Source organism: Streptomyces vulcanius (genome assembly GCF_042653945.1).
GTDB classification, from domain to species: Bacteria; Actinomycetota; Actinomycetes; order Streptomycetales; family Streptomycetaceae; genus Streptomyces; species Streptomyces mangrovi.
The window spans coordinates 57,392-72,085 of sequence record NZ_JBHSFK010000025.1 but is presented as its reverse complement, the minus strand read 5'-3'; the positions used below and the strand labels follow the sequence as shown (position 1 = coordinate 72,085).

14 protein-coding genes are annotated in these 14,694 nt (G+C 72.3%); 7 read left to right on the top strand and 7 right to left on the bottom strand.

Annotated features, from left to right (window positions below; all coding sequences use genetic code 11):
- Positions 1-15 precede the first annotated feature (15 nt).
- Positions 16-849, bottom strand: coding sequence for a M55 family metallopeptidase (locus ACFPIH_RS32930; RefSeq protein WP_381180817.1), 834 nt, complete (start codon positions 847-849; stop codon positions 16-18).
- Positions 850-1,018: 169 nt separating this feature from the next.
- Between ACFPIH_RS32930 and ACFPIH_RS32925 the strand changes: the two genes are divergently transcribed.
- From ACFPIH_RS32925 to ACFPIH_RS32915, 3 genes are read left to right on the top strand one after another with little or no spacing between them, the layout of a single operon-like run.
- Positions 1,019-2,386 carry an MBL fold metallo-hydrolase gene (locus ACFPIH_RS32925; RefSeq protein ID WP_381180818.1) on the top strand — a complete coding sequence of 456 codons (1,368 nt, stop codon included), beginning with the start codon at positions 1,019-1,021 and terminating at the stop codon, positions 2,384-2,386.
- Between the two features lie 41 nt (positions 2,387-2,427).
- Positions 2,428-2,766, top strand: a complete 339-nt coding sequence (locus ACFPIH_RS32920) for a rhodanese-like domain-containing protein (protein WP_381180820.1) — start codon at positions 2,428-2,430, stop codon at positions 2,764-2,766.
- Positions 2,763-3,506 carry a sulfite exporter TauE/SafE family protein gene (locus tag ACFPIH_RS32915; protein ID WP_381180822.1) on the top strand — a complete coding sequence of 248 codons (744 nt, stop codon included), beginning with the start codon at positions 2,763-2,765 and terminating at the stop codon, positions 3,504-3,506. The genes ACFPIH_RS32920 and ACFPIH_RS32915 overlap by 4 nt, the downstream gene beginning before the upstream one ends.
- Before the next feature lie 44 nt (positions 3,507-3,550).
- Here the strand turns inward: ACFPIH_RS32915 and ACFPIH_RS32910 are convergent, their stop codons facing one another.
- Positions 3,551-3,829 carry a metal-sensitive transcriptional regulator gene (locus ACFPIH_RS32910; protein ID WP_381180824.1) on the bottom strand — a complete coding sequence of 93 codons (279 nt, stop codon included), beginning with the start codon at positions 3,827-3,829 and terminating at the stop codon, positions 3,551-3,553.
- Between the two features lie 97 nt (positions 3,830-3,926).
- On the opposite strand from ACFPIH_RS32910, the gene ACFPIH_RS32905 reads away from it, so the two are divergent.
- A complete protein-coding gene (locus ACFPIH_RS32905; protein WP_381180929.1) occupies positions 3,927-4,499 on the top strand; it encodes a rhodanese-like domain-containing protein in 573 nt (190 codons plus the stop codon).
- A 7-nt stretch (positions 4,500-4,506) separates the two neighbouring features.
- Here ACFPIH_RS32905 and ACFPIH_RS32900 read toward each other — a convergent pair whose 3' ends face one another.
- The 3 genes from ACFPIH_RS32900 to ACFPIH_RS32890 all read right to left on the bottom strand — a co-directional run bounded on the left by ACFPIH_RS32900 (position 4,507) and on the right by ACFPIH_RS32890 (position 8,795).
- Complete coding sequence (locus tag ACFPIH_RS32900) at positions 4,507-5,232, bottom strand: class I SAM-dependent methyltransferase (protein WP_381180826.1); 726 nt, start codon at positions 5,230-5,232, stop codon at positions 4,507-4,509.
- A 176-nt stretch (positions 5,233-5,408) separates the two neighbouring features.
- Positions 5,409-7,895, bottom strand: coding sequence for an ATP-binding SpoIIE family protein phosphatase (locus ACFPIH_RS32895; protein ID WP_381180828.1), 2,487 nt, complete (start codon positions 7,893-7,895; stop codon positions 5,409-5,411).
- Positions 7,896-8,351: 456 nt separating this feature from the next.
- Positions 8,352-8,795 carry an SRPBCC family protein gene (locus ACFPIH_RS32890; RefSeq protein WP_381180830.1) on the bottom strand — a complete coding sequence of 148 codons (444 nt, stop codon included), beginning with the start codon at positions 8,793-8,795 and terminating at the stop codon, positions 8,352-8,354.
- Positions 8,796-9,050: 255 nt separating this feature from the next.
- On the opposite strand from ACFPIH_RS32890, the gene ACFPIH_RS32885 reads away from it, so the two are divergent.
- The 3 genes from ACFPIH_RS32885 to ACFPIH_RS32875 all read left to right on the top strand — a co-directional run bounded on the left by ACFPIH_RS32885 (position 9,051) and on the right by ACFPIH_RS32875 (position 12,297).
- Positions 9,051-10,094, top strand: a complete 1,044-nt coding sequence (locus tag ACFPIH_RS32885) for an Rv2578c family radical SAM protein (RefSeq protein ID WP_381180832.1) — start codon at positions 9,051-9,053, stop codon at positions 10,092-10,094.
- A gap of 136 nt (positions 10,095-10,230) precedes the next feature.
- Complete coding sequence (locus tag ACFPIH_RS32880; RefSeq protein ID WP_381180834.1) at positions 10,231-11,802, top strand: alpha/beta hydrolase; 1,572 nt, start codon at positions 10,231-10,233, stop codon at positions 11,800-11,802.
- A gap of 99 nt (positions 11,803-11,901) precedes the next feature.
- A complete protein-coding gene (locus ACFPIH_RS32875) occupies positions 11,902-12,297 on the top strand; it encodes a RidA family protein (RefSeq protein ID WP_381180836.1) in 396 nt (131 codons plus the stop codon).
- 133 nt (positions 12,298-12,430) lie between these two features.
- Here ACFPIH_RS32875 and ACFPIH_RS32870 read toward each other — a convergent pair whose 3' ends face one another.
- Positions 12,431-13,564 (bottom strand): tryptophan dimethylallyltransferase family protein, encoded by a 1,134-nt coding sequence (locus tag ACFPIH_RS32870; protein ID WP_381180838.1) that lies wholly within the window; start codon positions 13,562-13,564, stop codon positions 12,431-12,433.
- 241 nt (positions 13,565-13,805) lie between these two features.
- Complete coding sequence (locus tag ACFPIH_RS32865) at positions 13,806-14,381, bottom strand: adenylosuccinate lyase (RefSeq protein WP_381180840.1); 576 nt, start codon at positions 14,379-14,381, stop codon at positions 13,806-13,808.
- Positions 14,382-14,694: the final 313 nt, after the last annotated feature.

Below are 14,694 nucleotides of genomic sequence, written 5' to 3'. Positions count from 1 at the left end.
CCCTGCTCGTGGTGCTCAGCCATACTGCTCCTCGATCGCGGCCGAGACGATCGTGGTGACCGCCTTGAAGGCGCGGATGCCCTCGTACATGGTGCCGGTCGTGTACGCGACCCTGCGTTCACCGGTCTGCGCCACGCCGGGCACGACGGTGGCGGCCATCGCGAGGTGTTCGGCGTCGAACTCCACCGCGATGGTGAACGGCCCGCCCCGCACGGGTTCCTGACGGACCGCCAGCCGTGCGGCCTCCTTCGCGGCGGCCCGGATCTCGGCGGCGGTGCGGGCCGGGGTACGGCACACGGCGGCGTACCGCGAGACATGGTCCTTGACGGCGACCTTGGGTGCCTCGGGCGCGTAGCCGAGCGCGTCCTCGCAGGCGACGTCGTCGCCGGTGACGAGGACGACCGGGACGCCGTACTCGGCGACGACGTGTGCGTTGAGCAGGCCCTCGCTGGCGCGTACGTCGTTCAGCCAGACGCCGGTGATCGAGTTGGCGAGGTAGGTGTGGGCGAGGACGCCCTCCATGCCGGCGCCGGCGTGGTAGCCGACGAAGGCGATGCCGTCGACGTCGCCGTGCTGCACGCCTTCCACCATGGAAAGGGACTTGTGCCTGCCGGTGAGCATCTGGGCGCGCTCGTCGAGCCGTTCGAGGAGCAGGTTGCGCATGGTCCAGTGGGCCTCGTTGATCAGCACCTCGTCGGCGCCGCCGTCGTGGAAGCCGAGGACGGCCGCGTTGACGTCCGAGGTGAACATCGACCGGCAGCGTTCCCACTGCGGGGTCCCCGGCAGTACGTCGGCCGGCCAGGTCACGCCGGTGGCGCCTTCCATGTCGGCGCTGATCAGGATCTTCATGCCCCGTCCTCTCCAGGACGTCCGAGCCTAGCGGGCCCTTGCACGGATCCGCGGTGAACCACTCCGCCCGTACGACGATCCGAGCTCACGAATACCCCCCGGGGTATCTCTGCTACGGTGAAGCGAAAGCCAGATACCCCCGGGGGTAATTTTCCGTGAGGAGAGTGCCGTGTTCTTTGTCGACATCCTGGATACCGAGGGGCTGGGCAACCGCAGCCATCTGGCGGGCGGGGCCCGCACGGGGGTGGTCGTGGACCCGCCGAGGGACATCGACCGGGTGATCGCCGCGGCGGCCCGGCGCGGGGTGCGGATCGTGGCCGTCGCCGAGACCCACGTCCACAACGACTACGTGACCGGCGGCCTGGAGCTGGCCCGGCTGACCGGGGCGCGCTATCTGGTGCCGGCCGGGGCGGAGGTGGCGTACGCGCGTGTGCCGGTCGCCGACGGGGATGTGGAGCCGGTCGACGAGGACCTGGTGCTGCGGGCGGTGGCCACCCCCGGACACACCCCGCATCACACCGCGTACGTCCTGGAGGAGTCCGGCCGGCCGGTGGCGGCGTTCACCGGCGGGTCGCTGCTGATCGGCGGCGTGGGCCGCCCGGACCTGGTCGAGCCGCGGCTCACCGAGCGGCTGGCCCGCGCGCAGCACGCCTCCGCGCACCGGCTCGCGGCCGGGCTGGGCGACGAGGTGTCCGTGCTGCCGACCCACGGTTTCGGGAGTTTCTGCTCCGCCGGGCGGACCGGGGGCGCCGACAGCACGATCGGCGCGGAGAAGGCGTCCAATCCGGTGCTGACGCAGGACGTGGACACGTTCGTGAAGGAGCTGTCGGCCGGCCTGGACGACGTACCGGCGTACTACGCGCACATGGGGCCGGCCAACGCGCGCGGCCCGGCCCCGGTGGATCTGACCCCGCCGCGGCGGGCCGACGCGGCCGAGGTCGCGCGGCGGCTCGCGGCCGGTGAGTGGGTGGTGGATCTGCGCGGCCGGGTGGCGTTCGCCGCCGGGCATGTGGCCGGGGCGTTCAACTTCGAGGTCGACGGACAGCTCGCGACCCATCTCGCCTGGTTGATCCCGTGGGGGAGGCCGGTGACGCTGCTGGCCGCGAGCGCCGAGGACGTCGCCCGCGCCCAGCGGGAGCTGATCCGGGTCGGCATCGACCGTCCGGCCGCGGCGGCCGTCGGCTCCCCGGCCGACTGGCTCCAGGACGGTACGGCCCCGGCGGTCTTCCCCCGGTCCACCTTCGCCGGCCTCGCCGCGGCCCGTGAGAGCCGCGAGGACGTCGTCGTACTCGATGTGCGCCGGGACCGCGAGCGGGCGGGCGGCTGGGTCGAGGGCGGTGTCCACATCCCGCTCCACCAGCTGCACCGGCGGCTGGGCGAGGTGCCGCCCGGCACGGTGTGGGTGCACTGCGCGGGCGGGATGCGCGCGGCGATCGCCGCGTCCCTGCTCGACGCGGCGGGCCGCAGGGTGGTGGCCGTCGACGACGGCTTCGCCGCGGCTGCGGAGGCCGGACTGTCCCTCGTCACCCGCGACTGACCGTGTACGAAACGCCGTACGAGACGCCAGGACAGCCTGCGATGCCCGACTCCCGCATCACCCCCGCCCGTGCCCACCGGCTGCTCCGGCACGGTACGGCCGTGCTGGTCGACGTCCGTGAGACGGACGAGTTCGCGGCCGGTCACGCGCCGGGTGCCGTACACCTGCCGCTCTCCGGGCTGGCGGACGGCTCGGCGAGCCTCCCGGCCGGACGGGACCCGGTGCTGATCTGCCGTTCCGGCAACCGTTCGCGGCGGGCCGCCGAGCTGCTGGCCGCGCGGGGCGTGTACGCGCCCGACGTGATCGGCGGTATGCGCGACTGGGCGGCCCTGGGGCTGCCCGTCGAGGACGCGCGCGGGGCCGCCGGGACCGTCCTGTGAGCGCGTTCGCGCTGGCTCTGCTCGCCGGGGCCCTGGTCGGTCTCGCCCTGGGGGCGCTGGGGGCGGGCGGCAGCATCCTGACCGTCCCGGCGCTGATCTACCTGCTCGGCTTCGACCCGGCCTCGGCGACCACCGCGAGTCTGGTCATAGTGATCGTCACGTCGCTCACCGCGCTGGTGGCCCACGCGCGGGCGGGCGCGGTGCGCTGGCGGGCGGGGCTGCTGTTCGCGGCGGCCGGTGTGCTGCCCGCCGCGACGGCCGGCGCCCTGTCCACCCGGGTCCCGCAGACCGTGCTGACGCTGATGTTCGCGGCGCTGGCCGCCGTCGCGGCCGTGCGGATGCTGCGCCACCGCGCCCCACGCGCGCGTACGGCGGTGTCGGCGGCCCGCGCCGCCGGAGCAGGGGCGGGTCTCGGCGCGGTGACCGGCTTTCTCGGGGTCGGCGGCGGGTTTCTCGCCGTACCGGCGCTGGTGGGCGTGCTGGCGGTGCCGATGGGGGCGGCGGTGGGGACGAGCCTGCTGGTGATCGTCGCCAACGCGCTGGTCGCCCTCGGGGCCCGTGCGTACACGGCGACGGGCCTGGACTGGGCACTGATCATGCCGTTCCTCGCGACCGCCGTGCTGGGGGCGTGGGACGGGCGACGGCTGGCCGCACGGGTCTCCGCCGCGACCCTTCAGCGGATCTTCGGCGCGGTGCTGCTGGCCGTCGCGGCGGGCATGGGCCTGACGGCCGTCCTGTGACCCGGCACCGGTGGACCGGGCACCGGTGGGCCCCCCGGTGCGGGTCAGGCCAGTGACAGAAAGAGCTTCTCCAGGCGTGCCCGCATCTGCGCGGAGTCCCGGATCTCCGGGTCCTCGCTGGTCATGCACTGCTCCAGCCCGGTCGCGATGATCGAGAAGCCGGCCCGGTCCAGGGCGCGGGAGACCGCGGCGAGCTGGGTGATCACGTCCTCGCAGTCCCGGCCCTCCTCGATCATCCGGATCACGCCCGCGAGCTGCCCCTGGGCCCGGCGCAGCCGGTTGAGCGCCGACTTCAGCTCCTCGGCCGACATGTCGAGTTGCACACTTCCTCCTCTTACCTGCCTCGTTGCATACCCCCGCGGGTATCCTACCCGTGCGGGACAACGCCCGACAGAAGGGTTCTGTTCCGTGACCGCTCCCCTGACCACCCCCGTCGCCCTCACCCCCGCCGAGGCGGCCGTCCGGCTCGGCGAGTTCACCGTCGTCGACGTGCGCGCTCCCGGCGAGTACGCCGCCGGCCGGCTGCCCGGCGCGCACAACGTCCCGCTGGACCGGCTCGGCGAGGCGGCGCCCGCGCTGCGCGCTGCGGCCGTACACGGTCCGCTGCTGATCGTATGCGCCTCCGGGGCGCGGTCCGCCAAGGGCTGCGAGCGGCTCGCGGCGCTCGGTGTCGAGGCGGCCACACTGACCGGGGGAACGAGCGCCTGGGCGGCGGCCGGACACCCCGTCGAGCGGTCGGCCGGCGCCCGCACCCCCTGGCCGATGGACCGTCAGGTCCGCCTCCTCGCAGGCTCGTTGGTCGTCGCCGGATTCGCCGCAGGGCTCGCCTGGCCTCCCGCGCACGGGCTGTCCGGGCTGATCGGCGCGGGCCTGCTGTTCTCCGGCCTCACCAACACCTGCGGCATGGCGGCCCTGTTGGCCCGTCTGCCGCACAACCGCCCGCCGGGAGACGCCGTTTCCTTCGAGGAGACGCTGGTGCGACTGGCGGTCTGACGGCAGCTCAGTCGGCCCGGCCCGCCACCAGCCACTTCGACGGGAGTTCTATCCGGATCCCCTCGGGGGTGAACTCGGTCGTGGTGAGCGGAAGTTCACCCGACGCGAGGACGGTGAGGCCGGCGGCGCGCAGATACTCCGGTACGGCCTCGTCGGCGACCTCGCCGGGGGCGATCCCGTGGCGGAGGACCGGGGCGAGCTTCGGGGGCGGGCCGGCCGGGTTCTGGGCGAGGCCGCCGAGGACGGGGCGGGCGGCTTCGGAGAGTTCGACGAGGAAGGCCCGCCCCCGCTCCCCCACCAGTGCGGCGATTCCGTCGACCAGCGGCTGCCGGTCGGCGGGCTCGCACTGGTGCAGGACGCCCCGCATATAGACGTTGGCGTCGCCGAGTTCGGCGTGCAGGGTCTCGGCGGCGCCCTTCTCGGCCGCGTCCAGCGCCCGGTACCCGGCCTGTCCGGCGGGGTCGGCGCGCCGGGCGTGGTCGACGGCCGCGGCGGCCAGGTCGACGCCGAGGACATGCCGGAAGCGGTCGGCGAGGAACCGGGTCTGGGTGCCGTTGCCGCAGCCGAGGTCCACCAACGGCAGCCCTGCGTCCGCCAGTCGGGGCTCGAAGAGGGCGAGGTGGCGGGCCGCGGTGACCTTCGGGTCCGCGTCCCAGAAAACGCCGCCGGGTTCGTCGGGGGCCTCACGCCAGAAGCCCTCCCAGGACTCCCGGTACCGCATCGTCACGCTCATGCACGCTCCCCAGGGTGCTCAGCCGATCCGCCGTAAGTGACGGGCGAGTACGGTCTACCGCTCCCGGGTTTCCGCTACAAGCTTGCTGACAAGCGCGGTGTGCGCCGCTTTCACGCCCCGTTCGAGCCGGGCATGCGCTCCCTCAGCGTCTGAACAGGGTCAGCGCCTGGGCAGGGTCAGCGCCTGGGCAGGGTCAGCTCGAACCACACCGACTTCCCCGCGCCCGTGCGGCTGGCCCCCCACTCGCGGGCCAGGGTGCTCACCACGCGCAGTCCGCGTCCGGCCTCGTCGGTGGGGCCGGCGCTCAGCAGGGTCGGCAGTTCGTGGTCGTCGTCCTCCACCTCGCACAGCAGGGTGTCGCCCAGGACCAGCCGCAGGGCGACGGGCCGCCGCCGGGAGTGCCGTACGGCGTTGGTGACCAGCTCACTGACCATCAGTTCGGCGTTGCAGGCCAGTTTCGCCAGGCCCCAGTCGTGGAGTTGCTCGCGGACGACCGCGCGGGCGCGGGCCACCTCGGCCGGGGCGAGGGGGAAGCGCCACTCGGCGACGTCGTCCGGTTCGATGCCGTTGAGGCGGGCCATCAGCAGGGCCACGTCGTCCTTGCGGCCACCGCGTGTGTTGAGGGCGCGGATGATGGTGTCGCAGGCATCGTCCATGGAGGCCGCCGGATGCGCGGCGGACTCGCACAGGGTGGCGAGGCCCACGCCGATGTCCTCGCCGCGCACCTCCACCAGGCCGTCGGTGCACATCACGAGCCGGTCGCCGGGCTTCACGGGCACGCGTACCGACTCGAAGGGCACCCCGCCGACACCGATCGGGGCGCCGGTGGGCAGGTCGAGGAGCTCGCTGCGGCCGTCCACGGCCCGCACCAGCACCGGCGGGATGTGGCCCGCGTTGGCGATGTGGAGTTCGCTCTCGATCGGGTCGTAGACGGCGTACAGGCAGGTGGCGAGGTAGGTGTCGCCGAGGCGTTGCGCCAGGTCGTCGAGGTTGCGCAGGAGTTGGGCGGGCGGCAGGTCGAGGGCGGCCATGGTCTGTACGGCCGTGCGCAACTGGCCCATCATCGCTGCGGAGTTGAGGCCGTGGCCCATGACGTCGCCGACGACGAGGGCGGTGCGGGCGCCGGGGAGTTTCACGGAGTCGAACCAGTCGCCGCCGATCCTGCCGAGCAGGGTGCCGGGGAGGTAGCGGGTGGCGATGTCGCAGCCCGCCATGCGCGGCGGGATGTGCGGCAGCATGCTGTCCTGGAGGGTCTCGGCGACGCTCTCCTGATAGGTGTACATGCGCGCGTTGTCGAGCACGAGGCCCGCACGGGCGGCGAGTTCGGCGCCGGTGACGCGGTCCATGTCGTTGAACTCGGTGCGCTCGGGGTGGCGCAGCAGGACCATGAAGCCGAGGACGACGTTGCGGGCCTTGAGCGGGACGACGAGCATGGACCGCCCGCCGATCAGGGGCCGGATGTCGCGCTTCTCGAACTGCGAGGCGATGGCGTGGCCCATCTGTTCGCTGATGCGCGGCACCAGGACGGGCTCGCCGGTGGTCATGCACTGGAAGAACGGGGTGTGCGCCGGGAAGGGCATGGCCTCGCCGACGGGGACGACGTCGTCCCAGCGGCCGGGTTCGTCCGTGTGTTCGATGGCCACCCGGTGCCACATGGTGGTGGTGTCCGGGACGCCGTCGGGGAACCCCTCGCCGGCGACGACCTGTTCACGCAGATAGGTGCCGGCGACGTCGGTGAAGCGGGGGACGACGGCCTTGCTGACCTCGACGATGGTGCGGGAGAGGTCAAGGGAGGTGCCGATCCTGCCGCTGACCTCGTTGAGGAACTCGAGGTGTTCGCGGACGGCGGCGTACTCCAGATCCTCCCGCTCGTCCTCGTCCGCGGTGTCCTGGGGTGCCGGCCGGCCCTCGGCGGCGGCGCGGGCGGCCCGTTCGCGGCGGGCTCTTCGTTCGACGCGCCGGGCCACTCCCCAGTCGGGGGTCACGGGCACCCGGTCGTTCTGGCTGAACTCCAGGACGGGATAGCCGAGTTCGAGTATCTGGGAGACGATGCGGGCGCTTTCGCCGACGCTCATGCTGGGCAGGATGTCGGGCAGCCTGCGGGCGAGTTCCTCGGCGCCGGGGAAGTCGGTGTGCAGGGCGAAGCCGGGGGCGATGCGCTCGACGGCGAGGGGGTCCGGGGAGTCGTCCTCCTGGTGCAGCCCCGCCGCGTCGGCGGCGAGCACGAGCAGCCGCTCACGGCCGGGCCCGACCAGCGGGTAGGCCCACCACAGGACGTCCGCACGCTCGCGGCCGGGCACGGTGAGGCGGGCACGTCCGGCGGCCGGGTAGCTCAGACCGTGGTCGAGGGAGGACTCCAGGCCGGGGCCCGGGCCGTCGTGTCCGTCGTATTCAGTGCCGCCGTACCCGCTGTCGCGAAGGTCCTCGTCGGGTTCGGGAAGGGCGCCTGCGACGGGGAGCAGGTCGAGGGCGGGCTGCCCGATGGCCTCCTCCTTGGCGACGCCGAAGAGACGGCGTGCGCCGGTGCTCCAGTGGGAGACGAGTCCTTCGCGGTCGACCGCGACCACGGCCAGCGGGATGCGCCCGGCGTCGGCGACTCCGTCCGCCGTACCGCTGTCGGCTCCGCGGCTGGGAGGTGCGTCCCTCTCGGTGCCACGGTCCATGGCCCAGGCCCTCTCTCCCCAGAGCTGTACAAGATCTGTCCCGCCGCGACAACCGTAAGGCGCACGCCTGTCGGGATGTGCGGCAATACTGGAATTGGTTTCACCGGGACGCGCCGGGGTACGCCCCGCGCTCCGGCGCGCGGCCGTTCGCCGCCGGTCGCCGTCAGCCGTGGTCAGGCGTGGTCAGGCGTCATGTCCGAGCCGCGGGCCGTGCGCGGCGACGATCATCTGCCCCAGCCACGCGAGGAGCGGCACGAGGAGCGGCGCGGGACGAAGGTGGTTCGGCCCACCTGCCGCTCCCCTCGTCGCACCCGCCGCGCAGGTCCCGCGTCATGCGGCAACTCCGGGCAGGCGCGACGAGTCACGGCGCCGTACCGGTCGGGTGCGAGAGCCGCACGATCCGGTGACGGTCGGTCAACACGCGTGAGGCACGCGGCGGTTGGACTTCCGCGCGGCCTACTTCTCGACCTCGGCGGCGAGGTTGGCGAGGATCGCGTCGTAGATCCGGCCGAGGCCCTTGGGGGCGAAGGTCTTCTCGAAGAAGCCGCCGATGCCGCCGGCGCCCTGCCAGGTGGTGGTGACGACCACGCGGGACTTGCCCTCGCCGGCCGGGGTGACGTGCCAGACGGTGACCATCGAGGAGTTGCGGTCCTTCTCGACCAGCTCGCCGTCGGTCGGCTCGGCGACCTCCAGGAGGCAGTCGCGCACACGCTTGCTGGTGGCCTGGAGCCTCCAGTGGACGAGGGTGCCCTCGCCGTCGCCGCCCTCGCGCACCTCGTACTCGCTGTACTGCTCGGGCAGCAGCCTGCCGCGGGTGCCGCTGTAGTCGGCGAGCGTGTCGAACACCTTGTCGGGGTCCGCCGCGACGACTCGTTCGGTGGTGGCCTCGACCTGCGCCATGGGGTTCCTCCAGGTGCGTGTTTCTCGGGGGTTTCTCTGGGGTCTTCGGGGGTTCTGCAGGTGTTCTTCGGGGTTGCGCGCGTGCGGGCCAAGCCAACCACCCCACGCCCGGCCGCCCAAATCGGGGGCTCGAAAGCGGTCGCCGGGTGGTCGCCGGGTGGTCGCGGGCTGATCGAAAGAGAGACACGGCCGCCCGATCGCACGATCATGGGAACACATGTTCTATTCTGGGGCCAGCGCTACCGAGGAGGCCTCATGCGCTGGGAGAACCTCGCCCTGGAGTCCCGCCACGACCGGCCCGCCGACACCGCGCTGTTCGGCGCGGACGCGGTCACGACCCGTACCTTCGACACGCCCGAGTTCGCCGGGATCACGTTCCACGAGATCCGGGCCCGCTCGGTCCTCAACCGGGTACCGGGCGCCTCCCGGATGCCGTTCGAGTGGACGGTGAACCCCTACCGGGGCTGCACGCACGCGTGCGTGTACTGCTTCGCCCGCAAGACGCACGGCTATCTGGACCTCGACACGGGCATCGGTTTCGACACCCAGATCGTGGTGAAGGTGAACGCGCCCGAGGTACTGCGCCGCCAGCTGGCCTCGCCGCGCTGGCAGGGCGACCACGTGGCGATGGGCACGAACGTCGACTGCTACCAGCGCGCGGAGGGCCGCTACCGGCTGATGCCGGGCATCCTGTCCGCCCTGCGCGACCACGCGAACCCGTTCTCGATCCTGACGAAGGGCACCCTGATCCTGCGCGACCTCGACCTGCTGAAGCAGGCCGCCGAGGTGACCGACGTCGGGATATCGGTGTCGGTGGGGTTCACCGACACCCGGCTGTGGCGCACCGTGGAGCCGGGCACACCGGCCCCCGAGCGGCGGCTGGACGTCGTACGGACCTTCACCGAGCACGGCATCGGGGTCGGGGTGCTGATGGCGCCGGTGATCCCGTTCCTCTCCGACGAGCCGGACCGGCTGCGGGCCACCGTGCGGGCCATCGCGGCGGCGGGAGCCACCTCGGTCACCCCGCTCGTGCTGCATCTGCGCCCCGGCGCCCGCGAGTGGTTCATGGCCTGGCTCGCACAGCACCACCCGTATCTGGTACGGCGCTACGAGCGGCTGTACGCGGACGGCTCCTACGCCCCGAAGTGGCACCAGCGCCGGGTCACCCGCCAGGTGCACGAACTGGCGCAGGAGTACGGGATCGGCCCCACGCGCGCGGGGATGCCGCGCCGGATCCGGCCTCCCGAGCAGGAGGAGGAACCCGCGCCGCCCGGGCCGACCCAACTCTCCCTGATCTGAGCGCCTTCGCACGCGTTCGACGCCCAAACGGGTCAACTATCACCAGAACAGGCATTTACTGACGATCTTTCCGGGACGATGCGGCGAGGACCGTGAGCCACGCGGTCCGCCCACCTCCGTCCTGGGAGGACTTCCCATGAACACACGCGCGGCCCTGCTGTGCGCAGCCGTCGCAGTCGTGGCCGGGACGGTCACGGCCGTACCGGCGGGCGCGAGCCCGCCGCCCGCCGCGGCCCCCGCGGCGAAGCTCACCTGGAAGAAGTGCGCCACCACCGACCAGCCGGCACTGCAGTGCGCGTCGTTGAAGGTGCCGCTCGACCACGACGACCCGGGCGGGCGGCAGATCACCCTGGCGCTGTCCCGTGTCCCGCACACCGCCACGACGTACCAGGGGCCACTGCTGGTCAACCCCGGTGGCCCCGGCGGCTCGGGGCTGTCCCTCGCCGGGTTCGTCGCCTCGGCGCTGCCGAAGGCGGTGGCGGCCCAGTACGACGTCATCGGCTTCGACCCGCGCGGGGTGGGCAGGAGCACACCCGCGCTGGACTGCAGGCCTGGCCACTTCAAGTCCGTCCGGCCCGACTCCGTGCCGGACACCGAGGCGGTCGAGCGGGCCAACCTCGACCGCGCGCGGTCCTTCGCCGCCTCGTGCGCGCGCAAGTACGCGCGCGTGCTGCCGTACATCGACACCGTCAGCTCGGTGCGCGACATGGACGCGATCCGCGCGGCGACCGGCGCGCCGAAGCTGAACTACTTCGGCTACTCGTACGGCACCTACCTCGGCGCGGTCTACGCGAAGCTGTACCCGCAGCGGGTGCGGCGCCTGGTGCTCGACTCGATCGTCGACCCGACGGGCGTCTGGTACGACGACAACCTCACCCAGGACCTCGCCTTCAACGACCGCCACCGCGCCCTCATGGCGTGGATCGCCCGGCACGACGGCACGTACCGGCTCGGCACCGATCCGGAGCGGATCGAGGCCCGGTGGTACGCGATGCGCGCGGCCCTGGCCAAGAAGCCCGCGGGCGGCAAGGTGGGCGCCTCGGAGCTGGAGGACACCTTCATGCCCGGGGCCTACTACAACGGTTACTGGCCCTACCTGGCCGCGGCGTTCGCCGCGTACGTCAACGACCACAAGACCGCCCCGCTGGTGGCGGCGTACGGGAACTTCGCCGCCGTCGACGCCGCCGGGGACAACAGCTACAGCGTCTACACCTCGGTGCAGTGCCGGGACGCGTCCTGGCCGCGCGACTGGGACGACTGGCGTTCGGACAACTGGGCGATGTACGCGAAGGCGCCGTTCATGACCTGGAACAACGCCTGGTACAACGCGTCGTGCGCGTTCTGGCCGACCCGGTCGAAGAACCGGGTGAACATCATCAACGGCCAACTGCCGCCGGTGCTGCTGTTCCAGGCGACGAACGACGCGGCCACCCCGTACGAGGGCGGGGCCATGGTCCACGCACTGCTGCACGGCTCCAGCCTCGTCGTCGAACAGGGCGGCGGGAACCACGGCATCACCCTCAGCGGCAGCACCTGCCTGGACAAGCACCTGGCGAAGTACCTCACCGACGGCACGGTCCCGCGCGGCACCGGCTCGGTCGACGCCGTGTGCGATGCCCTGCCGGACCCGAAGCCACTGGGCGGGAAGGCCGCCTCGGCGACGGCCCACGGCTCGACACTCCACGGTCTGCTGGGCTTCCGCGGCTGAGCGGCGGTCGACGGCCGTGATCACCGGGTCGCCCGCCGGCCGAGCGGTGATCACCGGCCCGTCGGGGGCGTTGTCAGACCCATGGTCCACCATGGACGCATGACCGATCTGACCAGGATCCCCGCCCCCGACGGCGTCGCCGCCGCAGCCCAGTACACCCACGTCGTGATGGGCACCGGCCGTTTCGTGGCGGTCTCCGGCCAGCTCCCCCTGGACGAGCGCCGCGAGCTCGTCGGCCCGGGCGACCCGGGGGCCCAGGCGCACCAGGTCTTCGAGAACCTGCGGCGCTGTCTGGCGGCGGCCGGAGCGACGTTCGACGACGTCGTCAAACTGACCTATTTCGTCACGGACATGGCCCACATGCCGGCGATCCGTCAGGCGCGCGCCGTCCACATACCCGACGACCGCCTCCCGGCCTCCTCGGCCGTCCAGGTCTCGGCGCTGGTCCGGCCGGAGTTCCTGATGGAGATCGAGGCGTTCGCGGTGGTGGACTGACGGAGAAGGGCTCCGCGAGGTCGTCGTCGACCGCACGGAGCCGTCACGCCACTCCTGGGGGACCGGCCGCTGAGGGGCCGTCGGTTCGAAAAGGCCGAACGCGATGCCGCCGTGCTCGCCGGCGCGGCTTCGTTTAGTGTTCGGGCCGCGGGGCGGTATACGTGCTGAACCGCAGGTACACCCCGATGTCCGCGGGCATCTCCGGCGAGATCGTCCGGTAGCTGCACAACTCCTGCAGAGCCCCGGCCCTCTCCGGCTGTCCCTCCGTCAGCTGCCGCAGGATCTCGGCGTGCGGACGGGGGTCGATTCCCTCCAGCTCCATGAGCCGGGCGATACGTTCGGCCGCCTCCTCGTCGGAACCGGTGTTGTCCGGCAGCCGCAGATAGACGTTGGCCTCCTGCGGGCCGGGGGCGCCCTCCCGGAACGCCAGACAGGTCATCGGCTCGTTGCTCACGGCGCCGTTGTCCCGCCCGTAGATGACGGCACGCGCCCGCGCGGCCCGGGCCGGCTCGTAGCGGTGTGCCAGTTCCGCCACGGTGTCCAACTCACCCATCTGCATGGGAAGGTGCCGGAAGTAGACCTTCACCCGGGAGGTGTCCCCACCGTCCAGGTCGAGGGCCATGAGCTCCAACTCGTGCCCGCGCTCGGCGAGTTCCTCGCCGCGGCGGCCCACCGGCTCCCATGCCTCCGCCAGGCCGAGGCGGCGCATGGCTTCCGCCTGGACGTCGTACGCGCGGTCCAGGCCCTGCACCTGCGGGTTGAGGTAGACCTTGTAGTGGGGCCGCTTCCCCGGTCTCCAGGCCAAGGAGTGCCAGATGGTGGCCCGGTAGCGATCGGGGGCGGACGTGATGAACAGGTCTTCGATATCCAGGTAACGCGCGACGTCCGTCCCGGGGCGCCCGGCGAGTCGACGCGTCAGCTCCCGGCCGGCCTCCTGGCAGCCGAGCGGCGTGCCGTCGGTGCCGAGCGACTCGAACAGGATGCGGACCTCCGGCCGGCCGGCCTTCCAGCTGACGGAGAGTTCGGCGGGAAAGCCGTCGGCCGAGACGAACGAGGGCGGTTCGCACCGCGTTCCGACGGGCCGCGCGCCCCACGGGTGGAGCACTTCCCGCAGGTCCTCCAGTACGGTCTCCGTCTCCCACTGGTCCGTTGCCAGACCCCGACAGACCGCCGTCCACTTCTCTTCCAGGAACTGTCCGAACGTTTTCGCCGTCTCTTCACGGGCGCTCAGGTCGGATATCTCATCAGGGAGTTGCGCACTGGTCACTCTCCATCACCCTTCATAGCCGGACCAATCCGGCCTCGTCCGCGGTCACTTGGGCAGTGCGACGGGCGCGCCGAGCCTCGCGGCTCGGCGGAAGGCGATCTTCCCTTCGACGAGATATTCGAATCTCGAACTAATTGTCGACAGACGTTCATCTTCGGAATTGCGCATGAACAATGCGCTTATATCCGTTTTGTCATCAAGATCGACGGTCTATCTTTTGCGTTCCCTTTCCGACGCCGACTCAGCGCTGCCGAGGAATCCGGGCCAGCGCGTGGACCGCCGCCTCGGCGAGCCCCGGATGGGCCAGGGCGTCGCTCAGGACGGGACGGGCCCGGCTGTCGCCCAGTTCCCCCAGGCCCTCCACACAGGCGAGGGCGACCCGGCGGTAGGGGTCGTGGGGGGTGAGGCGACGGCGGAGGGTGGTGATCAGGGCGGGTACGGACTCCGGGGCGCGGAGTTCCGCCAGGAGCCGTACGGGGTGCAGGGCGTAGGCGACCCGCAGTTCGTTGGTGGCGAGGGCCGCCGCCGCGCGGGCCGTGCGGGGGTCGCCGAGCCGGGCCAGGGCGTGGGCGGCGGACGCGCAGCGCGGGGGGTCGCGGTGGTTGAGCAGCAGGACGAGCGCCTCGAAGGCCCGCCGGTCCCCGGCCCGCCCCAGCCGGAAGGCGGCCAGCTCCCGGGCCCACAGCGGCTGCCCTGACGCGATGAGCACCTCGGCCAGTTCATCGGGGTCCCGGGTGCCCACCAGCCGCTCGTACGCCTGCGTGCCGCCCGACTCCCGCCGTAAGCGCTCCGTGAGCGCCCGCAACTCCTCGTCCATGAAACCGAGACTAGGGGCTGGGTGCCGTCGCGTAGCGAGCTACATCACAGCCGCCGAGGACTGGCGCGCTCGTTACCCGCCGGTTAAGCTCATTCGAGCGAGTCACCCACTCGCTTCACCTCCTCGTGGCGGCCTGGTGACGCAGTCGCCGCGAGAGCAGTCGGTACGACCCGGCCACGGGACAGGGCCGGGCGGATCCCTTGTCGGTCCACGGGGCGTGTGCGCGCCCACGACGACCGGCACCGGGCGTGTGCGCTCGCAGCCCGGCATCACCCGCACTCCTTCTCCGCACCCGGTGCGCCCGGACCCCGGC